At 58.0% G+C, this 24,728-nt stretch carries 20 protein-coding genes, 4 tRNA genes and 2 pseudogenes; 5 read left to right on the forward strand and 21 right to left on the reverse strand.

Annotation, left to right across the window (positions count from 1 at the left end; all coding sequences use genetic code 11):
• Window positions 1–69: 69 nt before the first annotated feature.
• The 17 genes from AXW79_RS06930 to ruvA form a co-directional block, all read right to left on the reverse strand.
• Window positions 70–145, reverse strand: a tRNA-Val gene (locus AXW79_RS06930).
• 21 nt (window positions 146–166) lie between these two features.
• Window positions 167–242, reverse strand: a tRNA-Lys gene (locus AXW79_RS06935).
• A gap of 58 nt (window positions 243–300) precedes the next feature.
• Window positions 301–376 (reverse strand) — tRNA-Val (locus AXW79_RS06940).
• A gap of 30 nt (window positions 377–406) precedes the next feature.
• A tRNA-Lys gene (locus AXW79_RS06945) sits at window positions 407–482 on the reverse strand.
• Between the two features lie 174 nt (window positions 483–656).
• The gene (gene ybgF, locus AXW79_RS06950) at window positions 657–1,457 is read right to left on the reverse strand and encodes a tol-pal system protein YbgF (protein ID WP_005313281.1); all 801 of its coding nucleotides are present in this window, start codon (window positions 1,455–1,457) and stop codon (window positions 657–659) included.
• A gap of 86 nt (window positions 1,458–1,543) precedes the next feature.
• On the reverse strand, window positions 1,544–2,068 hold the full coding sequence (gene pal, locus AXW79_RS06955; RefSeq protein WP_005313284.1) for a peptidoglycan-associated lipoprotein Pal: 525 nt from the start codon (window positions 2,066–2,068) through the stop codon (window positions 1,544–1,546).
• Window positions 2,069–2,117: 49 nt separating this feature from the next.
• On the reverse strand, window positions 2,118–3,443 hold the full coding sequence (tolB, locus tag AXW79_RS06960) for a Tol-Pal system beta propeller repeat protein TolB (protein WP_011898362.1): 1,326 nt from the start codon (window positions 3,441–3,443) through the stop codon (window positions 2,118–2,120).
• Window positions 3,444–3,537: 94 nt separating this feature from the next.
• Window positions 3,538–4,704: a cell envelope integrity protein TolA gene (gene tolA, locus AXW79_RS06965; RefSeq protein ID WP_005313288.1), complete on the reverse strand. Its 1,167-nt coding sequence runs from the start codon at window positions 4,702–4,704 to the stop codon at window positions 3,538–3,540.
• Window positions 4,705–4,709: 5 nt separating this feature from the next.
• Window positions 4,710–5,156, reverse strand: a complete 447-nt coding sequence (gene tolR, locus AXW79_RS06970) for a protein TolR (protein ID WP_005313291.1) — start codon at window positions 5,154–5,156, stop codon at window positions 4,710–4,712.
• Window positions 5,156–5,845 carry a protein TolQ gene (tolQ, locus tag AXW79_RS06975; protein ID WP_005313294.1) on the reverse strand — a complete coding sequence of 230 codons (690 nt, stop codon included), beginning with the start codon at window positions 5,843–5,845 and terminating at the stop codon, window positions 5,156–5,158. The genes tolR and tolQ overlap by 1 nt, the downstream gene beginning before the upstream one ends.
• Entirely contained in the window at window positions 5,835–6,242 is a 408-nt protein-coding gene (ybgC, locus tag AXW79_RS06980; protein WP_005313296.1) for a tol-pal system-associated acyl-CoA thioesterase, read from the reverse strand. Before ybgC ends, tolQ begins: the two co-directional genes overlap by 11 nt.
• A gap of 105 nt (window positions 6,243–6,347) precedes the next feature.
• Window positions 6,348–6,659, reverse strand: a complete 312-nt coding sequence (locus AXW79_RS06985) for a cyd operon YbgE family protein (RefSeq protein WP_005313299.1) — start codon at window positions 6,657–6,659, stop codon at window positions 6,348–6,350.
• Window positions 6,646–6,762 (reverse strand): cytochrome bd-I oxidase subunit CydX, encoded by a 117-nt coding sequence (cydX, locus tag AXW79_RS06990; RefSeq protein WP_005313303.1) that lies wholly within the window; start codon window positions 6,760–6,762, stop codon window positions 6,646–6,648. Before cydX ends, AXW79_RS06985 begins: the two co-directional genes overlap by 14 nt.
• 14 nt (window positions 6,763–6,776) lie before the next feature.
• Window positions 6,777–7,913 carry a cytochrome d ubiquinol oxidase subunit II gene (cydB, locus tag AXW79_RS06995; RefSeq protein WP_005313305.1) on the reverse strand — a complete coding sequence of 379 codons (1,137 nt, stop codon included), beginning with the start codon at window positions 7,911–7,913 and terminating at the stop codon, window positions 6,777–6,779.
• A gap of 12 nt (window positions 7,914–7,925) precedes the next feature.
• Complete coding sequence (locus tag AXW79_RS07000; RefSeq protein WP_005313307.1) at window positions 7,926–9,482, reverse strand: cytochrome ubiquinol oxidase subunit I; 1,557 nt, start codon at window positions 9,480–9,482, stop codon at window positions 7,926–7,928.
• A 934-nt stretch (window positions 9,483–10,416) separates the two neighbouring features.
• Entirely contained in the window at window positions 10,417–11,427 is a 1,011-nt protein-coding gene (gene ruvB / locus AXW79_RS07005) for a Holliday junction branch migration DNA helicase RuvB (RefSeq protein WP_005313309.1), read from the reverse strand.
• Between the two features lie 8 nt (window positions 11,428–11,435).
• Entirely contained in the window at window positions 11,436–12,050 is a 615-nt protein-coding gene (ruvA, locus tag AXW79_RS07010; RefSeq protein ID WP_005313314.1) for a Holliday junction branch migration protein RuvA, read from the reverse strand.
• A gap of 239 nt (window positions 12,051–12,289) precedes the next feature.
• On the opposite strand from ruvA, the gene AXW79_RS07015 reads away from it, so the two are divergent.
• Together AXW79_RS07015 and AXW79_RS07020 are read left to right on the forward strand one after the other, a co-directional pair.
• Window positions 12,290–14,299 (forward strand): methyl-accepting chemotaxis protein, encoded by a 2,010-nt coding sequence (locus AXW79_RS07015; RefSeq protein ID WP_011898361.1) that lies wholly within the window; start codon window positions 12,290–12,292, stop codon window positions 14,297–14,299.
• Between the two features lie 136 nt (window positions 14,300–14,435).
• Complete coding sequence (locus tag AXW79_RS07020) at window positions 14,436–16,160, forward strand: proline--tRNA ligase (protein WP_005313318.1); 1,725 nt, start codon at window positions 14,436–14,438, stop codon at window positions 16,158–16,160.
• A 108-nt stretch (window positions 16,161–16,268) separates the two neighbouring features.
• On the opposite strand, the gene AXW79_RS07025 is transcribed toward AXW79_RS07020, so the two are convergent.
• Complete coding sequence (locus tag AXW79_RS07025) at window positions 16,269–16,835, reverse strand: TetR/AcrR family transcriptional regulator (RefSeq protein WP_005313321.1); 567 nt, start codon at window positions 16,833–16,835, stop codon at window positions 16,269–16,271.
• Between the two features lie 187 nt (window positions 16,836–17,022).
• Here AXW79_RS07025 and AXW79_RS07030 point away from each other — a divergent pair, with 187 nt between their 5' ends.
• Both AXW79_RS07030 and AXW79_RS22110 read left to right on the forward strand, forming a co-directional pair.
• Window positions 17,023–18,060 carry an alkene reductase gene (locus tag AXW79_RS07030; RefSeq protein WP_034283709.1) on the forward strand — a complete coding sequence of 346 codons (1,038 nt, stop codon included), beginning with the start codon at window positions 17,023–17,025 and terminating at the stop codon, window positions 18,058–18,060.
• Window positions 18,061–18,265: 205 nt separating this feature from the next.
• Window positions 18,266–19,198: pseudogene (locus AXW79_RS22110) on the forward strand (bifunctional helix-turn-helix transcriptional regulator/GNAT family N-acetyltransferase).
• Window positions 19,199–19,293: 95 nt separating this feature from the next.
• Here AXW79_RS22110 and prfC read toward each other — a convergent pair.
• Complete coding sequence (prfC, locus tag AXW79_RS07045; protein ID WP_085941416.1) at window positions 19,294–20,883, reverse strand: peptide chain release factor 3; 1,590 nt, start codon at window positions 20,881–20,883, stop codon at window positions 19,294–19,296.
• A 250-nt stretch (window positions 20,884–21,133) separates the two neighbouring features.
• Window positions 21,134–23,014, reverse strand: coding sequence for a GGDEF domain-containing protein (locus AXW79_RS07050; protein ID WP_005313329.1), 1,881 nt, complete (start codon window positions 23,012–23,014; stop codon window positions 21,134–21,136).
• A gap of 241 nt (window positions 23,015–23,255) precedes the next feature.
• Here AXW79_RS07050 and AXW79_RS07055 point away from each other — a divergent pair.
• A pseudogene (locus tag AXW79_RS07055) lies at window positions 23,256–24,251 on the forward strand (diguanylate cyclase domain-containing protein).
• Between the two features lie 6 nt (window positions 24,252–24,257).
• Here AXW79_RS07055 and AXW79_RS07060 read toward each other — a convergent pair.
• The gene (locus AXW79_RS07060) at window positions 24,258–24,710 is read right to left on the reverse strand and encodes an Lrp/AsnC family transcriptional regulator (RefSeq protein ID WP_005313332.1); all 453 of its coding nucleotides are present in this window, start codon (window positions 24,708–24,710) and stop codon (window positions 24,258–24,260) included.
• Between the last annotated feature and the right edge of the window lie 18 nt (window positions 24,711–24,728).

The following is a 24,728-nucleotide window of genomic DNA, read 5'->3' on the forward strand; positions in this document are numbered from 1 at the left end:
ACCAATTGATTAAAAGTCAACTGCTCTACCGACTGACCTAACTACCCATCTAAATCATTTTTTACAAACTGGTGGTCGTTACTGGGATCGAACCAGTGACCCCCTCCTTGTAAGGGAGGTGCTCTCCCAGCTGAGCTAAACGACCTGGGAATGCTTGTTGCCAAACTGGTGGGTCGTGCTGGGTTCGAACCAGCGACCAATTGATTAAGAGTCAACTGCTCTACCAACTGAGCTAACGACCCCCACCTTTGCCTGGCACTGTTCGCCTTCGGCAAACAGTTTCAACTCTACTCACAAAACTGGTGGTCGTTACTGGGATCGAACCAGTGACCCCCTCCTTGTAAGGGAGGTGCTCTCCCAGCTGAGCTAAACGACCTGGGAATTCTGTCTCCACCTAGTGGAGAAATGGTGGGTCGTGCTGGATTCGAACCAGCGACCAATTGATTAAAAGTCAACTGCTCTACCGACTGAGCTAACGACCCTCACCACGACCAGGACCGGCTGCAATACTGCTCCGGCTCTGACGGCGGCCTATATTACGGATTTATCATCCTGGCGCAATAGAAAATTCTTAAATTAAATCTGTTTGTTCACTGCGCATACAAAGCAGGGCCGTATTTACAAGATTGTTACGAAAACAGTGACCTACGGCAATGTTACAACTTGCTCAGACTCTGCTTGGCCAATTGGGCCGGCGAGGTATTGGGGTAGCCCTTGATCACCTGCTCATAGAAGGTTTTGGCTTCCGCTTTCTTGCCATCGAGTTGTGCCAGCATACCCAGTTTCAGCAGGCCATCGGCCCGCTTGGGAGACTTGCTGAACTTGTTCGCTACCGTGGAGAACTGCGCCGCGGCACCGGTCCTGTCCCCCTTGTTGAACAGCAGTTGACCGAGCCAGTAGTGGGCATTCGGCACATAGCTCGAACTCGGGTACTGCTTGATGAACCCTTCGAAGGCGGGAATGGCCTTGTCGTAGTTCTTGTCCTTGAGCACCATGTTCACGGCCGCATCGTAGGCCTGGTTCTCATCCAGATTGGCAGAGTAGTTTGCCGCAGGGGCTGCACTCGCACCGGCCGCAGGCGTGGCGGGGGCAGCAGCAGGCTTGCTGTTGGCCACCTTGTCCAGCTCTTGATAGAGCTGACGCTGACGCTCTTGCGACTGTTCCATCTGGTAGGTTTGCTGCTCCAGCTGGCCACGCAGTTCAGAGACCTCCCCTTGCAGGGAATCCACCTGTTGCTGCAATTCGGCCTGCAGGCGCAGACGGGCATTGAGGGTGCGTTCCAGCAAGGCAACCCTGTCTTCCAGGCTGCCTGTGGGCATGATGGCGCCATTGTTGCCGCTGAGGGCCACGCCACCACCGCCATTGCCACTGAGGTCGCTCACAGGCGCAGCCGCCTGAGCACTCAGTGCAAATAAGACGGCCATCACAATAGTCGCTTGCTTATACACGAGCTTCATTCGGAATAAACCTTAGCGTTTAGTGCAAATAAAACGGCCATCGAAATGGCCGCTTGCTTATATACGAATTAAATTCGGATCAAACCTTAGTAAACCAGAACCGCACGGCGGTTTTTGGCAAAGGCATCCTCGGTGTGAGACAGATCCAGCGGCTTCTCTTCGCCATAGCTGACGATGGAGAGCTGCTCAGCCTGCACACCCAGGGTTTGCAGATACTTGGCAACAGCCTTGGCACGACGCTCGCCCAACGCGATGTTGTATTCCGGAGTACCGCGCTCATCGGCGTGGCCTTCGATCAACACCTTGACGGACGGACGCTCACGCAGGTAGCTGGCGTGTGCATCCAGCAGGTCGGCGTACTGACCCTGAATGTCATAGCCATCAAACGGGAAGTAGATCACGTTGTCACGTTGCAGTGCTTCAAACTTCTGACGCATCTGCTCTTCCGGGGACAACATACCGTTGGCGCCACCGGTTTGTACACCGCCCATGCCGTCGGTCATACCTGACTCGGCGCCAGCGGCGTCAGAATCAGAAGAGGAGCTACAAGCGGCCAGGGTGAACAGTGGCAGTGCGATGGCCAAACCCTTGAGCAGTTTATTGAGTTGCATGCTATTTCCTTAAACCTTTATAACAAAACAAAAAACAATCGAATTTTTATCAATTCAAGAAGGGCGACCAAGCTGGTGCACGAATTTCACCGCTACTGGTCGGAAGGACCGCCTTGAAACGACCATCGGTCGATACCAACGCCAGGCTCTTGCGACCTTGATAGATGGTGGCATAAATGATCATGCTGCCATTGGGAGCCACACTTGGCGACTCATCCAGAGCACTCTGGGTCAATACCAACATTGCTCCGCTTTCCATATCTTGACGAGCGATGCGATATTGTCCCTGAACCCGGGTCACCATCACCATGGACTTGCCGTCCGGCGTGACAGAGGCACCCTGGTTGGATTCTCCTTCCCAGGTCATCCGGCGAGTGACGCCAGTCGCCAAATTTACGCTATAAATCTGGGGTTTGCCACCACGTTCAGAGGTGAAAATCAAAGTTTGCCCGTCAGGCATCCAAGCCGGTTCAGTATCGATCACCCGGGTATTTGTCACCCTTGTCAGCTGCTTGCTTGCAACATCAATGACATAGATATCAGGCTGACCATCTTTGGACAGTACAATAGCCAATCGACGACCATCTGGAGACCACTTTGGCGCCCCGTTGATACCGCGGAAACTGGAGATCAGGCTACGCTGCTGGTTGTAGATGTCCTGCACATAGATTTCAGACTTCTGGTTCTCGAAACTCACGTAAGCCAGCTTGCTGCCGTCCGGCGACCAGGCCGGTGACATCAGCGGCTCGCGGGAGCGCAGCAGCGTCTTCTCGTTGTAGCCGTCGTAATCGGAGATACGCAGCTGATACGGGAACTGGGCCCCCTGCTCGATCGAGACATAGGCAATCCGGGTCAGGAAGGCACCACGTTCGCCCGTCAAACGCTCATAGACGATGTCGGAGATACGGTGAGCAAATTGGCGCATCTGGGCACCCGGTATGGTCGCCATCCGGCTGTCCAGAATGTAACCGTTGCTCTCCCCGCCCTGAGTCTTGGCCAGCTGGCCCTTCAGTACGTCGACCAGCTCGAAGTTGATCTTGTAAGTACCGTCGCCGACGGCAGCAATGGAACCGACCACGACTGCCTCAACCCCCTGGGACGCCCAGGGTGCGAAGTTGATCTCGCCACTGGAGCTAGGGGTTTGCGGCATCTGGCCACGGGCCAGCGGTTTGAACTTGCCACTTCGCATCAGGTCGTTGGAGACCACTTCCGCGATATCCTGCGGCAACTGGCCATTGCCTTCCCACTTGAAGGGTGCAATGGCAATCGGTCGCGCACTGTCGATACCGCCAGTGATGACGATGTCCAAGGCCGCCTGAGCACTCTGGCTCAGCAACAAGCAGCCAACCAAAGCAAAAAACACTTTTCTTATCATGGCTTAAATACTCGGTTCCAATAAAAATGAGAGGTTACATTCCATTCTCAGCAAGACGCTGCCAACCACAGTAAACGACCCCGTTTTCTCATGCCTAGATGCTCGGTTCCAACTTGAGGTTGAATTCCTTCAACATCTCGAAGGCCGCAGGATCCTTCGGTACCGGCAGTTGATTGGCCTTCAATACGGCCGCTTTGCCGGAACGACATACTGCCGGGTCACCCTGGCCGTTATCTACCGATATGACAAAGCCAGTGCTGGCAAGCCGCACACCGATAGTACATGTTTTGCCCCGCATGGTGGGATCCAAAATCATATAACGCTCAACAGTGGCCTTGATGAGAGCCGCATATTTGTCGACTTCACCTTGCGCTGCCGCGGATGCAGCCTGACTGCGGGCATTGGCCTCAGCCGCCAGCTGCTGCTGCATCATGTCTTCCATCTCTTTTTGCAACTTGGCTTGCTCGGCTGCTTTACGCTTGCGCTCGGCCGCTATCTTGGCCTGCTTGTCAGCTTCGGCCTTGGCTTTCTTCTCTGCGTCAGCTTTTGCCTTCTTGGCAGCTTCTTCCTTGGCCTCCTTGGCTTTTTTGTCCGCTTCCGCCTTGGCCTTTTTCTCGGTCTCTGCCTTGGCTTTCTTGTCCGCTTGGGCCTTGGCTTTCTTCTCGGCCTCCTGCTTGGCCTTCTTGTCAGCGTCCGCTTTCTTGGCTGCCTCCGCCTTGGCCTGCTTCTGTTCGGCCTCTTTCCTCTCTTCCTGTTCCTTTTTCTTCTTCAGCGCCAGCGCCTTGCTCTCGGCTTCTGCAGCCTTGCGCTCAGATTCCGCCGTCTTGGTTTTCTGCTCTTCCAGCTTGCGGGCTTCCTCGGCTTTTTGGGCCTTCTCTTCCGCTTGCTTCTGCTCGGCGACTTTTTTCTGCTTCTCTGCCTCGGCCTTGCGGGTCGCCTCTTCGGCTTCCTTGCGCTTGCTTTCGGCGATACGCAGCCGCTCCTGCTGCTGGGCCAGCTCACGCTTGGCGAGGTCCGTGTCTTCCTTATCCTGCTCTTTCTCTACCTTCTGGGGCTTGGGCTGAGACTTCTGCTGCTGGATCTGCTTGGCCTGCTCATTGAGGAAGTTCTCGTCGAGCATGACGGCATTGACAATCTGCCCCTTCGACTCTGGCCGCTTCGGTTTGCTGAAGTCGACCCCGACCAGCAAAATGATGCCGACGATAAGGTGCAGCAGCAGCGACGCGATGAGATAACCGGAAATACCACGCTTCACATCCATCTCCGTCAATTCACCGGATCTGTCATCAGGCCAACCTGAGGCACGCCCGCATTCTTGAGGGCCACCATCAGCAGTATCACCTCTTCGTAGCGCACGGACTTGTCACCCGCCACCACGACGGGGGCGTTCTGGTTGATGGCCAGATAGCCCATGGCCTTTTCGGTGATGTATTGCTGCATCGCCTCGGGCGTCCCGGCAGGCACCGGCTCATCGTCGGCCTCACCGGCCTTGATGACGTACTCGCCTTCGGTATTGACGCTGACAATGAAGGGGGGCTTGGCATCTTCCGGCAACTGCTCGGATTCTGCCTGCGGCAGGTCAACCTTGACACCTTGCGTGATCACCGGCGTCACCGCCATGAAGATGATAAGCAGCACCAGCATGACGTCGATATAGGGAACCACGTTGATCTCGCACACCTTCTTGCGCCGGATCCGCTGATAGGTTTGCATTACTGATCACCCTGCTGCTGTGCAATTTGACGGTTCAGTATGGTGGTGAACTCGTCCATGAAGTTGGCGTAGGCGTTCTCCAGCTTCTCTACCTTGTTGGTAAACCGGTTATAGAAAATAACCGCAGGAATGGCGGCAAACAGGCCCATGGCGGTCGCGATCAGCGCTTCCGCGATACCCGGAGCCACCATCTGCAAAGTAGCCTGCTGCACCTGGCCCAGGGCGATAAAGGCGTTCATGATGCCCCATACGGTACCAAACAGGCCGATATAGGGGCTGATGGAGCCGACGGTTGCCAGCACTGGCAGGTTGGATTCCAGCTCGTCCACCGCGCGGGAAAGCGATACCCGCATGGCACGATAGGTACCGTCCATCACCGCATCTTGGCCACGGGCACCCGCCTTGAGCAGGCGAGCATACTCCTTGAAGCCGGAATAGAAGATATCTTCCATGCCTTCGATATCATCGCGGCGGGAGGAAGACTCCTGATAGAGGCGGTTGAGATCGACCCCGGACCAGAAGCGGTCTTCAAACTGCTCGGATGCCAGATTGGCCGCCTTGATGACCTTGGAGCGTTGAAAGATCAGCGCCCAGGAGACAACCGACATCCCCATCAGGGTCATCATGACCAGTTTTACCAACAGGCTGGCTTGCCAAAACAGGCCAATAAACGAAATTTCAGCGTGCACTTAACAGCACTCCCTTCACATTTTCTGGTATTGCAACAGGTTTCATATGCGGATGACTGACACAAGCTATCTGTACCATGGCCTGGGTGATCAGTCGTCCATCAGCCGCCAGGATCTGCTGTGAGAAGCGCATGGATGCACGTTTCACTTCAGTCACTTGCGTTATTACGGTCAACAATTCATTAAAACGGGCCGCCGAGCGGAAATCGATCTCTGTTCGACTCACCACAAACGCGAATCCGGCTTGCAGCAAGACATCCTGTTCGATGCCGCCGCTGCGCAGAAACTCGGTGCGAGCACGTTCCATAAACTTGAGATAATTGGCGTTGTAGACGATGCCCCCGGCATCTGTGTCTTCGTAGTAGACACGTACCGGAAACTCAGAGACTTCCCCCATAAAAATCTGTGATCCATTCGACAGTCAGATGGGGGGCTATCATAGCGCAGGGCTGAATAGGAAAGAAGCAGGGGGAGACAGGGAAATCCTGCCTCCCCCCGTTTTTTATGAAAGGAAATAGCCTTGGGTCAACCAGAGCCCATACAACAAACTGGGCAAGGCGAGCCAGGGGCAAAACAACACTCGGCCAATGAGGCTGCGGGGATGGAATCCCAGCCCGTGCATGACGCCGCAACAGACCGCCCACATCAGCCAGGGAGCGAGCAACAGCCCATGCTCACTGGTGTTGGCGGCCACCAGGTTTGGGGCCTGTAAAATAGCGACGGCCAACAGGGCCGCCGCTACCAACATCAACCCCTGCCAGGGTTGGCGCTCCAGAGGAGCGGCCAACCGGGCGAGCCGATCACTTGTCTTCATCGATCTGACGATCCATGTTCTCGCTGTGTTCCAGCCAGAGCGCATTGATGATGCCAAATGAACACGCCAGCAACAGACCCAGGATCCAGGTGAAATACCACATATCAGGGCACCTTCTTAGTAGAGCGATTGTTGGTTGTCTTCGATGTGCTTGCTGGTCACCCGACCAAACATCTTGACGTAGGTCCAGATGGTATAAGCCAGCACAATCGGTACCAAGATAGCTGCCGCCACCGTCATCACCTTCAGGGTGTTGAACGATGCGGTGGCATCCCACATGGTCAGGCTCAGTGACGGCTCGAGGCTCGAGGGCATCACGAACGGGAACATGGAGAAGCCTGCGGTCAGGATCACGCCGGCAACCGCCAATGAAGAACAGGTAAACGCCACCCAGCCTTTATTCAGCTTGGCAAACAGCGCAGTGAGCAGGCTCATGGAGAGGCCCAGTAACGGCGCGGCTATCATCCAGGGATAGAGGGCGTAGTTGTTCATCCAGGCACCGGCCTGGCGCACCACTTCCTTGTTCATGGGATTGGAGACCGCATCGGTCGCAGCCGCCTTGACGACCACGTAGCCGTCCATGCCACTCACCCACCAGCCAGCCAAGCCGAACAGCACCAGGGTCAGCAGGGAGCAGATCATGGCGGCAGTGCGGGAACGCGCCAGCACCTCACCATCGGTCTTCATCATCAGCCAGGTCGCACCCTGAGTGACCAGCATGAACAGGCTCACCAGACCGGCCAGAATGCCGAACGGATTGAGCAGGCCGAAGAAGTTGCCGTGATAGGTCAGCATCATGAACTGGTTGAATTCGAACGGCACGCCCTGCAGCAAGTTGCCAAAGGCCACCCCGAACACTATGGGGGGTACAGCGCTGCCAATAAACAGCGCCCAGTCCCAGTTGCTGCGCCACTTGGCGTCTTCACGCAGGGAACGATACTTGAAACCGACCGGACGGAAGAAGAGCGCCATCAGGGTCAGGATCATGGCGATGTAAAAGCCCGAGAAGGCCGCCGCATAGACCATGGGCCAGGCCGCGAACAGGGCACCGCCCGCCGTGACCAGCCATACCTGGTTGCCTTCCCAGTGCGGGCCCATGGTGTTGAGCATCACCCGACGCTCCACATCCTTCTTGCCGACGAAGGGGAGCAGTGCGCCCACCCCCATATCGAAACCGTCGGTGATGGCGAAGCCGATCAGCAAGACGCCAACCAGTACCCACCAGACCAGACGCAACATTTCGTAATCAAACATGGGTTACTCTCCTTATACCTTGCTCTGTTCGAAGTGGTACTTGCCCGTCTTCAGGCTGCTTGGGCCCAGACGCGCATACTTGAACATCAGGTACATCTCGATGATCAGCAGTACGGTATAGAACAGGAAGATCCCGATCAGGGAGAACCAGATCTCGGACGCAGGCACGTTGGATGCAGAGAGCGAGGTCGGCAGCACTTCGGCTATGGTCCAGGGTTGACGGCCATACTCGGCGACAAACCAGCCCGCCTCGATGGCGATCCAGGGCAGCGGGATACCCCACAGCAGGGCTTTCAGCAGCCACTTGCGCTCACCGATACGGTGACGAGCACTGTCATAAAAGGCCAGACCGATCAGTACCAGCATCAGCATGCCGCAGGCAACCATGATGCGGAAAGCGAAGAACAGCGGCAGAACCTGCGGGATGGAGTCATCCACGGCGGCCTTGATCTGTTCGTCGGTCGCGTCTGTCACATTGCTGGTGTAACGCTTGAGCAGCAGACCGTAGCCGAGATCCTGTTTCACTTCATCGAAGCGTGCCAGGGTATCTTCGGACTTGTCGCCGGATTGCAGCTTGGTCAGCAGATCGTAAGCGTTCATGCCGTTACGCACACGCAGCTCATGCTCGCTCTTCAGATCCTTGAGGCCGGTCACCTGGCCGTCCAGAGAGCGGGTAGCAATGATGCCGAGCGCATAGGGGATCTTGATGGCGTAATCGGTACGCATCTCTTCCTGATTCGGAATGCCGAACAGGGTAAATGCAGCCGGTGCAGGTTCTGTGTCCCACTCGGCTTCGATGGCCGCCAGCTTCACCTTCTGCACTTCACCTGTCTCGTAGCCGGACTCGTCACCCAGGATCAGCACAGAGAGGATGGAGGCCATACCGAAGGCAGCTGCGATGGCGAAGGAGCGACGGGCGAAGGCCACATCACGATTCTTCAGCAGGTAGTAAGAAGAGATGCCCAGCACGAACATGGCGCCCGTGGTGTAGCCAGCCGCGACCGTATGGACGAACTTGACCTGAGCGACCGGGTTGAAGACCAGCTCGGCGAAGCTCACCATCTCCATCCGCATGGACTCGAAGTTGAACTCGGCACCGACCGGATTCTGCATCCAGCCGTTGGCAACCAGGATCCAGAGGGCGGAAAGGTTGGTTCCCAGCGCCATCAACCAAGTTGCAGCCAGATGCTGACGCTTGGTCAGGCGGTCCCAACCAAAGAAGAACATACCGACAAAGGTGGACTCCAGGAAGAACGCCATCAGCCCTTCGATGGCCAGCGGGGCCCCGAAGATATCGCCGACATAGTGGGAGTAGTAGGCCCAGTTGGTACCGAACTGAAACTCCATGGTCAGCCCTGTGGTAACCCCGAGGGCGAAGTTAATACCAAACAACTTGCCCCAGAACTTGGTCATGTCCCGGTAGACAGTGTTGTTGGTCATCACATAGACAGATTCCATGATCGCCAGAATGAAGGCCATTCCGAGCGTCAGGGGCACAAACAGGAAGTGATAAAGGGCCGTCGCAGCAAATTGGAACCGCGATAGGTCTACCACATGCTCAGCAATCATGATGTTTCCTCACCGATTATTGGCACGGCTATTTTAAGTTTTAAGGACAAAGCTTCCGTTGGAAGTCCCCGAATGATCGGTCATGTTCCAGTTTGCACTGACGACCGGTTTCGACTGCTACCAGCATTAACAACAAGGCAATATCGAGGAACAAAAAAAGCTAATGTTTAACAATTGTAAAACAATCTAGCTTGCTTTATTCCTGCCCATAATGACCGGTGTTTTATATCACCTTTATTTGATTGAAATCAATGTAAAACCACCATGAATACATGCCTTTTAAAGGCATTTTCACGCTCAATTCCATTTAATTTGGAGAGCTGTGTCACAAAAAACTGAAAATCACAAATCATTGATTTAAATCAACTTTATTATCTCGATCAATAAGTGGCAGTTCTGTTAAAAAATGACTTCCAACGTGAATTTCATTATGTTTCCCCCGCCTGCCAGCGCTGCCAACCAACTCAATTTAAAACCAGTAAAAACGCATTTTCATGCTAATTGAACAGACCAGATAAATGATTAGTTAATCTAATCTGACATGCTCAATTTTTCTTGTTTGTCCGAGTCAGACAGAGCCCCTACAATGCGCCTCGCAGTGAGGGCATCCCCTTGGATACAGGCCGGTCAATCCGGGTTCCCGGCACGTATTCGATGAACATGTCGAACCTGTCTATTGGAATTTAAGATGAAAAAGTTTGTTGCTAAAACCATCCGTTACTACAAGCTTTCGTTCGTTCAGCTCTATCAAATGAACCGACTCTGAGGCCTCGCGACGGCTCCTCTGTTTTTTCCGGTCTGTGTCCAGACGCACTCACTGTCTGTGAACATCCATCCTGAATTGTCTTTGCCCACCGCCTGTGCCGTGGGCTTTTTTATGTCCGGATAACAAAAAACCGCCCTTGATGGCGGTTTTTTGTTCAAACAGCTGTTTTCACCTTTCATCTGGCCGTTGCAGGCCAAAATGTGCATAAGCTCTTGGTGTCGCCATCCGCCCTCTGGGTGTACGTTGCAGGTAGCCCTGCTGGATCAAATAAGGTTCCAGTACATCCTCGATAGTATCTTTTTCTTCACCTATGGCAGCCGCCAGGTTATCGAGACCCACAGGGCCCCCCATAAACTTGTCTATGACAGCCAACAATAGCTTGCGGTCCATGAAGTCGAAACCTTCATTGTCCACGTCCAGCATGTCCATGGCACGGGCCGCTATGGGTCCATCTATCCGGCCATCAGACTTGACCTGGGCAAAGTCGCGCACCCGGCGCAACAAGCGGTTAGCAATACGCGGCGTACCGCGAGAGCGACGGGCCAACTCCAGGGCCCCGTCACCTGTCATCTCCAGTCCCAGACAGCGAGCACTGCGAGAGACGATATCGGTCAGATCCTTGACGTTGTAAAACTCCAGCCGCTGGACGATGCCGAAACGATCCCGCAGCGGGCTGGTCAGGGAACCGGCCCGGGTGGTGGCCCCGATCAGGGTAAAGGGTGGCAAGTCGAGCTTGATGGAGCGAGCGGCAGGGCCCTCCCCTATCATGATGTCAAGCTGGTAATCCTCCATCGCCGGATAGAGCACCTCCTCCACCACTGGGCTGAGACGATGAATTTCATCGATGAACAAGACGTCGTTCGGTTCGAGGTTGGTGAGCAGGGCCGCCAGATCACCGGCTTTCTCCAGCACAGGGCCCGAGGTGGTCTTGATGTTGACCCCCATCTCGTTGGCGACTATGTTCGCAAGCGTTGTCTTGCCCAGACCCGGCGGGCCGAAGATAAGCAGATGATCGAGTGCCTCACCACGCTGGCGGGCCGCCTCGATGAAGATCTCCATCTGCTCGCAGACGGGATCCTGACCTGTGTAATCGGCCAGCATCTTTGGCCGGATGGCCCTATCGATGATCTCATCCTCACGCACGCCAGTGGCGGAAATGAGACGGTCCGCTTCAATCATTGCCTACCTCACACCAGACTACGCAGGGATTCACGGATGATATCTTCAACCGACATTCCCTCTTTGGCTATCTTGCTGACGATCTGGCTGGCCTGCTGCGGCTTGTAGCCAAGCGCCACCAGTGCACTGGCCGCCTCTTCGCTCGAATCCGGAGCACGCAGGACGCTCTCCCTGGCTGGCAGGCTGATCTCGGCCGGCGAGAAGAGATCGTGGCTGACCCAGCCCTTGAGCCTGTCCTTCATCTCTACCACCAGCCGCTCGGCGGTCTTCTTGCCCACGCCTGGCAACTTGATCAGGGAGCTTATCTCCTCACGCTCGACACTCAGCACAAACTGGGTGGCTGTCATGCCGGAGAGAATGGCCAGCGCCAGCTTGGGGCCGACGCCATTGGTTTTGATCAGCTCGCGAAACAGCGCCCGCTCCTGCTTGTGATTGAAGCCATACAGCAGCTGGGCATCTTCACGCACCACGAAGTGAGTGTGGATGGTCACTTCCTTGCCGATCTCGGGCAGATCATAGAAGCAGCTCATGGGCATCTGTACTTCATAACCCAGGCCCCCGACTTCCAGCAGCACCTCGGGGGGTTGTTTCTCAATGACTACGCCTCTCAAGCGACCAATCACGGCTCTCTCCTCGCCAAACCATCTATCTGTAAATTGGGTCATAGCATAAAGAATAACTGGATAAGTATCCAGCATAGGGCGGTAACGGATGACAGAGGATTCTCGGCATTCTGGCGCTTTCGGAGCCATGCTTGGATCGGATCTGGGCAGTAACTTTATTTTCCACCGGGAATGGCGAATCTTGGCCATTGATAGAACACTGAATTGGGTTTGTTCGGAACCAGGGAAGGTCCTGCATCATGAAAATTGTCACTACATCGAATCTTGGGCTGACTATCCTGCTCGGTTGCACACTGGGCATGGGAGCGATCGGCTGGTATGGCAGCCAGCGGCTGGCCGACTTGCTCTCCTATGTATTGGGCGCCGCCTGGCAAACCGCCGATGGCGCCATGGAGGGATCCATCGAGCTGGGCAACCAGTCTCTGTATATCCAGAAAATGCTAAGAGGCATGCCCCTCGACGAGCCTGAGCTGCAGCGAGCCAAACAGGCAGCCACTGACGCCCTGCAGCGGGTTGAGGAAGGCAAGCTCATCGATACGACGGCCATCAGTACCATGAACCAGCATGAGCAGACGTATCAGCAACAGCAGGAAAAACTGCTGACGCTTTACCGCACCTTTACCGGTATCGATCAAGCACTGCGCGCCAGTTCGGAGCGCATGTCACGCCTCTCAACCCAGCTGGAGGTGATCGGTGATGGCGCCGTCGAGAGCCTCACCCAGTCACCTGATCAGGCCATCAGCTGGAACGGCGGCCTCTCCACTCGCTGGCAGGCGGCTGACGGCGGCATGGAGGCCAACATTGGTTTCCTACGTCAGCTCTATGCCCTGGAGAAGATGCAGAGTGAAGGCCCCACCCCCGCCATCCAGACCGAACTGGCGGAGGCAAACCGCTTCTATCAGGAAGCGGTGGACGGCATGCTGGCGACCGGCCTGTTCGATGTGCCCGGTGAAGGGGAGTTTGCCGGCCAGTCGCTTTCCACTCAGTATCGCGCCCTGCTGGCCGACAGCACGCGGCTGACAAGTGAGTGGATCGCGGCCCTGACTGATTACCAGCGTCAGCTGGCTCTTTACGAGAGCAGTGCCGAACAACTCAAGCAGGCGCTGGTCGAGGTCGAGGCCCAGGGCGATGCGACAGTCGAGGATCAGGTAAACCAGCTCAATACCATCATCGGCTATACCAAAAACCTGATCCTGGGCGGTCTGGTGCTGAGCCTGCTGATTGTCACTCTGTGTGGCTTCTGGCTGGTACGCACCATAGTCAACCCCCTGCTGCAAGTTGACAAACGCATGCAGGACATAGCCGCGGGCGACGGGGATCTCAACGCGCGCATCAACCTCAAGCGGGACGACGAGCTAGGTTCGCTGGCGGGCAGCGTGGATCGCTTCATCGAAAAGCTGCAAAAAATGATCAGCTCCACCATGGACAACAATCAGCACATCAGCGACCACGTGCACACCTCGGTCAACCGGGTCGAGGCCATCAGCCAGAGCAGTCGTCAGACCGCCGAACACGCCCAGGCGTTGCACCACGACAGCGAGCAGATGGTACAGGTCGCCACCTCCATCTCGGATAACTGCAGTCTGGCCGCGCAAAACGCCAATCAGGTCCGTCAGCTGACAACAGAGAGCAGTCAGTATGTGGCCTCTGCCAGCGCAGGCATGCAGCGAGTGGTGGTGGAAGTGGGGGAATGTGCCAATGCCATCAACGCCCTCAAGGAGCAGGCCAGCCAGATTGGCCAGATCATCTCCACCATCAGCAGTATCTCGGAGCAGACCAACCTGCTGGCCCTCAACGCCGCCATCGAGGCAGCCCGGGCCGGCGAAATGGGCCGGGGCTTTGCCGTAGTGGCGGACGAGGTACGTACCCTGGCCAACCGCACCGCCGCTTCCAGCGCCGAGATAACCGAGGTGATTAACAGCATTCAGCAGCAGACCGAGAAGGCTTATCTGATGATGCAACGCAACCTGAAAACCGTGGAATCGGGGATGGAAGACTCCGACAACACCAAGCAGATCCTGTTCAAGGTGGAGGAGGCCATCGACCATCTGGCCGACATGGTGCAGCAGGTGGCGGATGCCACAGGTCAGCTCTCCCGCACTCTGAGCCACACCTCGGACAAGGTCTCCGGCATCAGCCTGCAGGCCCAGACAGGGGAGCAGGAGGCGCAGGAGTGCCTGCAGCTCGCCTCCTCCCTCCATCAGGCCAGCCTGCTGCAACAGCGACTGCTGTCGCAATTTCGGGTCTGACACGGGCGGGGGCCCCGCCCCCGCTTTCTCCCGCTGCGCTAAATTTAGCCCTTGGGCCACAGGGCCCTCCCTGTTAAAATTCCGCTCTTGAATTTATCCAGGGCCCCGCGGCCCGTCTTATCTAAGGTCACGAGCGATGCGTACCAGCCAATACCTGCTTTCCACTCTCAAGGAAACCCCGTCCGACGCCGAAGTCGTCAGTCATCAGCTGATGCTGCGCGCCGGCATGATCCGCAAACTGGCCTCCGGCATGTATGCCTGGCTGCCGTCCGGCCTGCGGGTACTGAAAAAGATCGAGAACATTGTTCGCGAAGAGATGAACAATGCTGGCGCCATCGAAGTCTCCATGCCGGTGGTACAACCCGCCGAGCTGTGGCAGGAGTCAGGCCGTTGGGACGACTACGGCCCCGAGCTGTGCCGCCTGACCGACCGCCACAACCGCCCCTTCGTGCTGGGTCCGACCCACGAAGAGGTGATCACCTCCCTGGTCCGTTACGAAGTGAACAGCTACAAGCAGCTGCCGCTCAACCTCTACCAGATCCAGACCAAGTTCCGCGATGAAGTGCGTCCTCGTTTCGGCGTGATGCGCGGTCGCGAGTTCCTGATGAAGGACGCCTACTCCTTCCACATCGACAAGGCCTCGCTGATCGAGACCTACGAGCGGATGCACGCCGCCTACTGCGCCGCCTTTACCCGCATGGGGCTGAACTTCCGTCCTGTACAGGCCGATACCGGCTCCATCGGCGGCACCGGCTCCCACGAATTCCAGGTACTGGCCGAGAGCGGTGAAGACTTGATTGCCTTCTCCGATACCTCAGATTACGCCGCCAACATAGAGATGGCCGAAGCGCTGGCGCCGGCTGGCGAGCGTCCTGCTGCCACCGCCGCCCTGACCAAGGTTGCCACTCCAAACGTCCACACCATCGACGACGTCGCTGCTTTCCTGAGCGTGGCACCGACCGCCATCGCCAAGACCCTGTTGGTACTGGCCGAAGCGGATGAGCACGGCAAGCAGGCCGTCATCGCCCTGGTACTGCGTGGCGATCACGAGCTGAACGAGATCAAGGCCGAGAAGCTCCCGGGTGTTGCCAATCCGCTGACCTTCGCCAACGACGAGCAGATCAAGGCTGCCGCCGGTTGCGATGCGGGCTCCATCGGTCCGGTCGGCTTTGCCGGTCGCATCATCGTCGATCGCAGCGCTGCCCATCTGGCGGACTTCGTCTGCGGCGCCAACGAGACCGGCTTCCACCTGACCGGTGCAAACTGGGATCGCGACATCGCTACCTATGAAGTTGCCGACCTGCGCAACGTGGTGGAAGGCGACCCGAGCCCGTGCGGCCAGGGCAAGCTGCTGCTCAAGCGCGGCATCGAAGTGGGCCACATCTTCCAGCTGGGTACCAAGTACTCCGAAGCCATGAAGGCGAGCGTGCTGAACGAGGGCGGCAAGTCCGTCACCATGGAGATGGGTTGCTACGGTATCGGGGTTTCCCGTCTGGTGGCGGCTGCCATCGAGCAGAACAACGACCAGTACGGCATCATCTGGCCAGACGCCATCGCTCCGTTCGAAGTGGCCATCGTGCCGATGAACATGCACAAATCCGAGCGAGTGGCCGAACAGGCACAGCAGTTCTACGCCGAGCTGAAAGCGGCTGGTGTGGACGTGCTGTTCGACGACCGTAAAGAGCGCCCGGGCGTGATGTTCGCCGATATGGAGCTGCTGGGTGTGCCGCACGCCATCGTCATCGGCGATCGCGGTCTGGACAACGGCGTGGTGGAGTACAAGTGCCGCCGCTCCGGCGAGAAGCAGGAAGTGGCGATCACAGAGATCGTTGCCATGCTCAAGGCCAAGCTGGGTCGTTAATCCCACGCCGCCACTGCTGGTATAAAAAAGCGCGCCAATCGGCGCGCTTTTTGTTTTCTGCTGACCCTGAGCCTGACAGGCCGAAGGGCCATCAGATCCCCCTACGACTCAGGCTCGCAGGGCTGTCATCAGCTGGGTGACGACGCCATCGAGCAGGGCGCGGTCGGGGCGACACTGGGCGAAGGTGACCAGGCCCTGGATGTTGATCAGCAGGAAGGCGGTCAGAGTCGGGATGTCGCGGTCGGCCATCAGCTCGCCGCGCTGCTGGGCGAGACTCAGGATCTGCGCCAGATCGGCGTCCAGCTCGGCATAGATGGCCTTGAGCCGCAGGTGCAGCTCTTCGTCCTGCTCCGCCAGCTCCATCAGGGTACGCGTCACCAGACAGGTGCCGCACAGGGCATCGTTCACTATCTGGCTGAGGTAGGCCTGCACCCCCGCCAGCGGACTCTGGCCGGCAAAGAAGCCTCGGCGCAGCGCGCTTTTTTCCTGCACATAGTGATCGACCGCCGCCAGCAGCAGGCCGCGTTTATTGCCAAACGCCGCGTAGAGGCTGCCCGGATGCAACCCGGTCGCCGCCACCAGCTCCTGCATGGTGGTCTTGGCGTAACCCTTGGCCCGAAATGCCTCCATGGCATTTCGCAAGACGTCGTCCCGGTTGAACTCGGCGCTGCGCATGGTTTCTCCGTTGAAAAAGCGATCACCGGCGCAGAGCCGATGAGGGGGAACAAAAAGGGCGGCAAGTTTACCCCAGCGGGCAGGCAAGACCAACCCATGTTGAATGCTCGTTCAAAAAAGACTTGCACACAAAACAAAAAACGTCTTGAATGCACATTCAAGAATCACTCCCTCAGGACAGATGATCATGAATACCCTGTTTCAGCCTTATCGCCTCAACGACACCCTCACCCTCGCGAATCGCTTCATGATGGCACCGCTCACCCGTTGCATGGCCGGCCCGGGCCTGGTGCCCACCGAACAGATGGCCGCCTATTACGCCCGTCGTGCCGATATCGGCCTCATCATCTCCGAAGCCACCATCATTCGCCCGGATGGCCAGGGCTATCCCAATACCCCCGGACTCTACAGCCCGGAGCAGATCGAAGGCTGGAAAAAAGTCACCAGTGCCGTACACGCCAATGGCGGCAAAATCTTCGCCCAACTGTGGCACGTGGGTCGTCTCTCCCACCCCTTCTTCCATCATGGCGAAGTGCTGGCACCGTCTGCCGTCGCCCATGAGGGGACTGTGCCACGCATGCGCGAGCTGGAGTATCAGGTGCCCCGTCCCCTGACAGTGGCCGAGATAGGCCAGCTGGCAGAGGATTACGCCCAGGCCGCTGCCAACGCTATTGAAGCAGGTTTTGACGGGGTGGAGATCCATGGTGCCAACGGCTACCTCATCGACCAGTTCCTGCACCATTCGAGCAACCTGCGTACCGATCAGTACGGCGGCAGCCCGGAAAACATGAGCCGCTTCGCACTGGAAGTGGTGGATGCGGTCAACGCCCGCATCGGGGCAGATCGAGTGGGACTACGCCTCTCCCCCGGTGCCTATGTGCATCTGGAAGGTGACAAGCGGGATCGCGCCGTGTTCGATTATCTGCTGGCCGAGCTGAACCAGCGCGCCCTGGCCTATGTGCATCTGGGCATCTTCGATGACAGCCTCACCTTCGACTATCTGGATGGCCACGCCTCCGACTATCTGCGCGCCCACTACGACGGCCATCTGGTCGGGGTTGGCAACTACAGCGCCGACACCGCCCTGGATGCCATCAAGGCCAACCGGTTCGACCTCGTCGCCATTGGCCGCCCGCTGATCGCCAACCCGGACTATCTCGCCAAAGTGCAGAAGGGCGAGGCACTGACCCCTTATGCCGACGCCATGCTGACAGAGCTGGTGTAAACACGCCGGTTCATGACCAACCAAGGATGGGATCCGCGCCGCCGGGCGCGGGTTTCCAATGTTTGGGCCCCTTTCGGGCCCTTTTTTATGTCCGGCCTCTCCTTGTCCGCCTCATGATCCACCACTCCCCCCCCATAAAAAGGTTGCCAGTGACAACTAGTTGGCTATATTAGTTGTTAAATACAACCAAATAGGAAGCCCTGATATGGATCCCCGTCCCCTGCGCGCCCTGTCGCGCGATCTGGTTCGCGAACTCGGCATGCTCTCCCAGCAGTGTGGCGAGCTGGCACTGACCCCGCTCGAAGCGCATCTGCTGATCGAACTGGAGAACGGCCCTGCTACCAACCAGCAACTGGCCGAGCGGCTGCGCATCGACAAATCCAATGCCAGCCGCCCGCTGGCCCGTCTCGCCGAGCGCGAGCTCATCAGCTGGCACCCCCATCCGTCCGATGGCCGCAGCAAGGAGGCGCGCCTCACCATCGCCGGCCAGGCCCAACTGCTGGTGCTGCATCAGGAGATGGACAGCTCCATGGAAGAGACCCTGGCCCAGCTCACCCTGAGCGAACGTGAGCAACTATGGGCCGGCCTGCGTCTCTAGCGCAGCGCCCTCTCCCGCGCCCGCCGTCAGCAGGGCTACCGCATCCGTCCCATCACAGCCGCCGACAATCCCCATATCGCCGCAGTGGTGCGCGCCGTCTCCGCCGAATACGGCCTCACCGCCGACAAGGGCTATGGGGTGGCCGACCCTGACCTCGATCGGCTGCACGAGACCTATCTGGGCGAGAAGAGCCGATACTGGGTGATCGAAGGGCCTGATGGCACCATCCTCGGCGGCGGCGGCATAGCGCCGCTGGCGGGGGAAGAGGAGCAGGTCTGCGAGCTGCAGAAGATGTACTTCATGCCCTCCCTGCGCGGGTTGGGGCTGGGTCGACGGCTGGTGCTGCAGGCACTGGACGAGGCACGCACCCTCGGTTACCAGCGCTGCTATCTGGAAACCACAGAGGTACTGCGCGAGGCGACCACGCTCTACGAATCCCTTGGCTTCGAACATCTGCCAGGGCCGCTTGGCTGTACCGGCCACGATGCCTGCGAGATCTGCATGATGCTGTCGCTCACCCGAAGCCCCTCAGCATCCTAGCAATCGATAAATCCGGTTCAGACCGGGCCCCCAAGTCGCCAACAAAAAAGACCCCGCCGAAGCGGGGTCTTTTTTATCTTGCAGGCAAGCCATTATCAATGCTCGCGAGTCTGACGGAAGTGAACGTCCGGATGACGTTCCTGAGACAGACGCAGGTTGACCATGGTCGGTGCTATGTAGGTGAGGTTGTCACCGCCATCCAGCGCCAGGTTCAACTCGTTCTTGCGCTTGAACTCCTCGAACTTCTTGACGTCGGTCCCTTCCACCCAGCGGACGGTGGAGACGTTGACCGCCTCGTACAGGGCTTCGACGTTGTACTCGCTCTTCAAACGCGAAACCACCACATCGAACTGCAGCACACCGACGGCGCCGACGATGAGATCGTTGCTGATGAGCGGACGGAACACCTGCACTGCGCCCTCTTCGGAGAGCTGCACCAGCCCCTTGAGCAGCTGCTTCTGCTTGAGCGGATCGCGCAGGCGGATGCGGCGGAACAGCTCGGGCGCAAAGTTCGGGATGCCGGTGAACTTGAGATCCTCACCCTGGGTGAAGGTGTCGCCTATCTGTATGGTGCCGTGGTTGTGCAGACCTATGATATCGCCCGCGACGGCCTCGATGGCCTGCTCCCGATCACCGGCCATGAAGGTGACGGCGTCTGAGATGTTCACGTCCTTGCCGATCCGCACGTGGCGCATCTTCATGCCCTTGCTGTAAGTGCCGGACACCACGCGCATGAAGGCGATACGGTCGCGGTGTTTCGGATCCATGTTCGCCTGGATCTTGAACACGAAGCCGGAGAATTTCTCCTCGGTCGCCTCGACCAGACGGCTCTCGGCCTTGCGCGGCATAGGCGCAGGGGCCCAATCGGTCAGGCCGTCCAGCATGTGGTCGACGCCAAAGTTACCCAGCGCAGTACCGAAGAAGACCGGGGTCATGTCGCCGGCGATAAAGGCCTCGTGATCGAACTCGGGAGAGGCGCCCTGCACCAGCTCCAGTTCACCACGCAGCTGGGCTGCCAGATCTTCGCCGATGGCGGCGTCCAGATCAGGGTTGTGCAGGCCCTTGACCACCCGCTTCTCCTGGATGGTATGGCCCTGACCGGTCTGATACAGGTAGGTCTCGTCCTTGTAGAGGTGATAGACACCCTTGAAGGATTTGCCGCAGCCGATGGGCCAGGTGATGGGGGCACACATGATCTTCAGCTCGCGTTCCACCTCGTCCATCACTTCCATGGGATCGCGCACTTCGCGGTCCAGCTTGTTCATGAAGGTGAGGATGGGGGTATCGCGCAGCCGGGTCACTTCCATCAGCTTGCGAGTACGATCTTCGACACCCTTGGCGGCATCGATGACCATCAGGCAGCAGTCGACCGCCGTCAGAGTACGGTAGGTATCTTCGGAGAAGTCCTCGTGACCCGGGGTATCGAGCAGGTTGACCAGGCAATCCGCATAGGGAAACTGCATCACAGAGGTGGTGATGGAGATACCACGCTGCTTCTCCATCTCCATCCAGTCGGATTTGGCGTGCTGGCCTGAGCCACGGCCCTTGACGGTACCGGCGCGCTGAATGGCATGTCCGAACAGCAGAACCTTTTCGGTGATGGTGGTTTTACCCGCATCCGGGTGCGAGATGATCGCAAAAGTGCGTCTCTTGGAGACTTCACTCAGAAATTCAGCTGACATAATTCAACGTTCTTCTATTGGGCGGCGGCCTTGGCCACCGTGGGAATAAATACGGGATGCCGCTCACGGCACATGTATACGCAACGAAAGCCACGCCAGCTGGCGTTTTGCCAACCCGGTGGAGAGAGGGAGGAGGGCTGCGTTACATGGGTCTTCTCGCCTGAGTCAAAGCAAAATTGCGCGACATTATACCCGCGCGAGTGAAAAATACCCAGCCCGGCTTAGAGCCGTTCGCGAAGGGTGTCAGATCGCCCTATTCGGCCCACATTACCTGGTTGCGACCGGCTTGCTTGGCTCTGTACATGGCCTCATCGGCCCGTTTGATCAGATCCCCCAGACTCTCATCGAGCAGGCTGCATTCGGCACAGCCGATGCTGACATGCACCGGATGGCCCTCCGGCATCTCCTCTATGTGCAACCGGGAGACCTCATGACGGATCCGCTCAGCCACCTCGAGTGCCTCCTCCATACGGGTATCAGGCAGCAGCACCAGAAACTCTTCGCCACCGTGCCGCCCGACCCTGTCCAGATGACGCATCTGGGCGCCGATGCAGCTGGCCACGGCAGTCAGCACCCTGTCTCCCATGTGGTGACCCAGGGTGTCATTGACCTGCTTGAAGTGGTCTATGTCCAGGATCAGCACGCACAGTGGCTTGCCATTGTCTCTGGCCTGCCTGAACAACACCTCTCCCTTGGCCTGGATCTGGCGACGATTGTGGATGCCGGTCAGCTCGTCGGTCATGGCAAGCTGACGCAGCTTGCGGGAGCGATTTAACAGGTAGAGCGCCAGCATCCCCATGACGACCAGCAACAGTACCACCACGATATATTGCCACTGGCGCCGCTCCTGCAACTGCTTCAACCGCTCGGCCTGAACCAACTGCCGGGTCTTGAGGGTCTGGTTCTCCAGCTCCTTGTGCGCCAGATCGAACTCCAGGCGGATCTGGGCCGAACGCTGTTCGTTCAGCAAGCGATCCAGCTCGCTCTTTATCTGCACATACTGCTGGAGCGCCGCCAGCGCACCATTGACCTGACCCTGCTGCTCAAGAATTCTGGCCCTGGCCTGATAGATCCAGGCGAGAAAGCGCTGGTTCTGCTCCTGACTAAAGATGGACTCGGCCCTGGCCAGATAGTGCAGGGCCTTGTCCCACTCCTTTCTGGCATCCAGCGTCAATCCCATCACCAGTTGCCAGAGCCCCAGCGTCGCCTCGTCCGTATCTTTTTCATATCGATACAGAACAGGTTTCGCCTGCTCCAGCTTGGTCAGCGCCTCGTCAACCCGTTTCAGATTCAGCAGGCACCAGGACAACTCGACCCTGAGCCAGGCGAGATCCATCTCTCTCTGCTGCTGACGGTAATAACGCTCACCCGCTTCTAGCAGGGGCAAGGCCTGCTCGTAACGGCCCTGATCGGTATAGAGGATGGCCAGCGGGGTACCGACATCGATCAGGTTGCTCTGATCATGCCGTTGCAGATAGGCCTGCATCAGCTCTTCAAAATACTCATGGGCTCGCGCGTATATCCCCATTCGCCGGTAGGTATTGGCAATCTGGGCCAACACCTGCAGCCTCATCCCCTCCAGTCCCAGCGCAACATAGCCGTTATAAGCGGCGAGCAGGTCTATCAAGCCCTGGGCCAATGCCCCCTGATAGGCAAACATATCGCCCCGATAACTGAGAGCATCGCTCTTCAGACGAGGATCCTCAAGAGCCTCAGCCAGTACCAGGGCGGCATCATAATCCGCCTTGGCCTGGGTCATATTGCCCAGCATCTGCTGATTGAAGCCCCGGCAGATAAAGAGGCCGGCCTCCGTCTCTCTGTCCTGCTGCTTGCGAGCCGACGCCAACTGCTCACTGGCAAACGCAATGGTCGCCTCATATTCGCTGGTACGCTCGGAGTCGCGCGCCCAGCACTGCAACCGGGCGATGCGTCCCTGCAACTGTGGTGAGTAGCTCTCCCTGTGGGCCGCCAGGGCGGCAACCCGCAGCCGGAAGACGCGAGGGGGAAGAGCATCATTTTCCAGCTGGCTCAGCTCCCCGACGAGCACAGGTTCCGGCAAGGGGCCACGGGCTGCCCACACCGGCGCGGCCCACCCTGCGAGCAGGAGCAGCGGCATCAGACAAAGTGAAGCCATTTTAGGAATCATGAGAGGAAACAAGCTCATTGCGGCGCAAACATGGACTTATCATATCGCTCCTTGGGTGGCTCGCCAATAAAACCTGTCCATGCGGTACCACTCACAGGCCATCAGCCCCGGCAAGAAGCTTTGCAGAGTGCAAGACGAGAGGAGGGCTGCATTATCGTTTTGTCGCACTTTACAGGCTCACAGCCAGCATCGACTATAGGCCGCAACGACCACAGGGAAGAACGAGTTCATGACATACGAGGAGCTGCAGGCCGCCTATGACAAGCTGCTGCAGGAGAATGAGCGCCTGAAGCGGGTGGCCGACGATGCGCGGGAGAAACTGGATGCCGCCATGGACGGCACTGGCCTGTGTATCTGGCAGAATCACCTTCCCACCGGCAAGCTCATCATCTTCAACCGACGCTGGGGAGCCATGCTCGGCTACCAGCCCAAGGAACTGTCGGCCCACTTCGATGTGTGGCGTGAACACCTGCATCCGGAAGACAGGGAGCGGGTACTGCAGGCCTTCTTCGATCATCTGAGCGGCAAGAGCCTCTTCTATCAGGCGATGCACCGCATGATCGCCAAGGATGGCAAGACCACCTGGGTGCTGGACAGGGGCCGGGTGGTGGAGTGGGATGAGCAGGGCCAACCGCTGCGGGTGATGGGTACCCACATCGACATCACCCATTAGAAGGAGTACGAACAGCAGCTCGCCCATCGGGATCCTCTCACTGGCCTGCTCAATCGCACTGCATTGCAACGCCAGTTCCCGCAGGAGTTCAGGGCCATCTGCTTCATCGATCTTGATAACTTCAAGCAGGTGAACGACAACCTGGGCCACAGGGCAGGTGATGAGCTGCTGATCGCCCTCACCCAGCGGGTCAAGGCCTGTTGTGACGAAGGGGTGAAGCTGGGCCGCCTCGGCGGGGACGAGTTCGTGTTGCTGCTGCCCTGGCACAGTGACGATCCCCGCCCCCATCACCTGGCCCAGCAGTGCGTCAATGTCATCTCGACTCCGTTCGAGCTGCCCAACGGCGAGGCCGAGGTGGGATTGAGCATGGGGATAGCGCAGATCCGGCCACAGGATGACTTCAGCACGGCGCGGGCCAGAGCCGATCAGGCCATGTACCGGGTCAAGCGCAGCGGCAAGCGGGGTTTTTATGTCTCCCAGCCCAGCGGCCAGCCCCTGCTGGATCAGGATCAGGTCAACGAGCTGGGTCTCGGCCACCAGCCCGGTGCCTGAAAAAGGTCAAATGGGCAGCGGCCCCATCACCTTGACCGCGCGAATGGCGAAGTGGCTGCTGATGTCATTGACCATGTCCTGGGACTGCAATCGTCTGATCCACTGCTCATAGGCGGGCAGATCCGGCACCACCACCTCCAGCAGATAGTCGTAATTGCCGGAGACGGTGTGGCAGTTGATCACCTCAGCCATGGCCGCCACCGCCTGCTCGAAGGCATCTACCAAGGGCTCCTTGTGCTGGCTGAGCCGCACGTTGACGAAGATGGTGATGCCAAGGCCAAGTTTCTCCCGCGCCAGCACGGCACGATACCCCTGAATGTGTCCCTCCCCCTCCAACCGCCTCAGGCGCCGCGCACAGGGGGAGGCTGACAAACCAACCTGCTCCGCCAGCTCCACTGTGGAGAGGCGACCATCCTGTTGCAGCAACCGCAGCAGATGTAAATCAATTCTGTCGAGCATCTTGGCGATATCCGGTAA

Source organism: Aeromonas salmonicida subsp. salmonicida (assembly GCF_001643305.1).
GTDB classification, from domain to species: Bacteria; Pseudomonadota; Gammaproteobacteria; order Enterobacterales; family Aeromonadaceae; genus Aeromonas; species Aeromonas salmonicida.

Bases quoted from the DNA above. Each gene is read 5' to 3' on its own strand.
- ybgF (WP_005313281.1), bottom strand. From the start codon at position 1,457: ATGAAGCTCGTGTATAAGCAAGCGACTATTGTGATGGCCGTCTTATTT.
- pal (WP_005313284.1), bottom strand. From the start codon at position 2,068: ATGCAACTCAATAAACTGCTCAAGGGTTTGGCCATCGCACTGCCACTG.
- tolB (WP_011898362.1), bottom strand. From the start codon at position 3,443: ATGATAAGAAAAGTGTTTTTTGCTTTGGTTGGCTGCTTGTTGCTGAGC.
- tolA (WP_005313288.1), bottom strand. From the start codon at position 4,704: ATGGATGTGAAGCGTGGTATTTCCGGTTATCTCATCGCGTCGCTGCTG.
- tolR (WP_005313291.1), bottom strand. From the start codon at position 5,156: ATGCAAACCTATCAGCGGATCCGGCGCAAGAAGGTGTGCGAGATCAAC.
- ybgC (WP_005313296.1), bottom strand. From the start codon at position 6,242: ATGGGGGAAGTCTCTGAGTTTCCGGTACGTGTCTACTACGAAGACACA.
- AXW79_RS06985 (WP_005313299.1), bottom strand. From the start codon at position 6,659: ATGAAGACAAGTGATCGGCTCGCCCGGTTGGCCGCTCCTCTGGAGCGC.
- cydX (WP_005313303.1), bottom strand. From the start codon at position 6,762: ATGTGGTATTTCACCTGGATCCTGGGTCTGTTGCTGGCGTGTTCATTT.
- cydB (WP_005313305.1), bottom strand. From the start codon at position 7,913: ATGTTTGATTACGAAATGTTGCGTCTGGTCTGGTGGGTACTGGTTGGC.
- AXW79_RS07000 (WP_005313307.1), bottom strand. From the start codon at position 9,482: ATGATTGCTGAGCATGTGGTAGACCTATCGCGGTTCCAATTTGCTGCG.
- ruvB (WP_005313309.1), bottom strand. From the start codon at position 11,427: ATGATTGAAGCGGACCGTCTCATTTCCGCCACTGGCGTGCGTGAGGAT.
- AXW79_RS07015 (WP_011898361.1), top strand. From the start codon at position 12,290: ATGAAAATTGTCACTACATCGAATCTTGGGCTGACTATCCTGCTCGGT.
- AXW79_RS07020 (WP_005313318.1), top strand. From the start codon at position 14,436: ATGCGTACCAGCCAATACCTGCTTTCCACTCTCAAGGAAACCCCGTCC.
- AXW79_RS07025 (WP_005313321.1), bottom strand. From the start codon at position 16,835: ATGCGCAGCGCCGAGTTCAACCGGGACGACGTCTTGCGAAATGCCATG.
- AXW79_RS07030 (WP_034283709.1), top strand. From the start codon at position 17,023: ATGAATACCCTGTTTCAGCCTTATCGCCTCAACGACACCCTCACCCTC.
- AXW79_RS07050 (WP_005313329.1), bottom strand. From the start codon at position 23,014: ATGGCTTCACTTTGTCTGATGCCGCTGCTCCTGCTCGCAGGGTGGGCC.
- AXW79_RS07060 (WP_005313332.1), bottom strand. From the start codon at position 24,710: ATGCTCGACAGAATTGATTTACATCTGCTGCGGTTGCTGCAACAGGAT.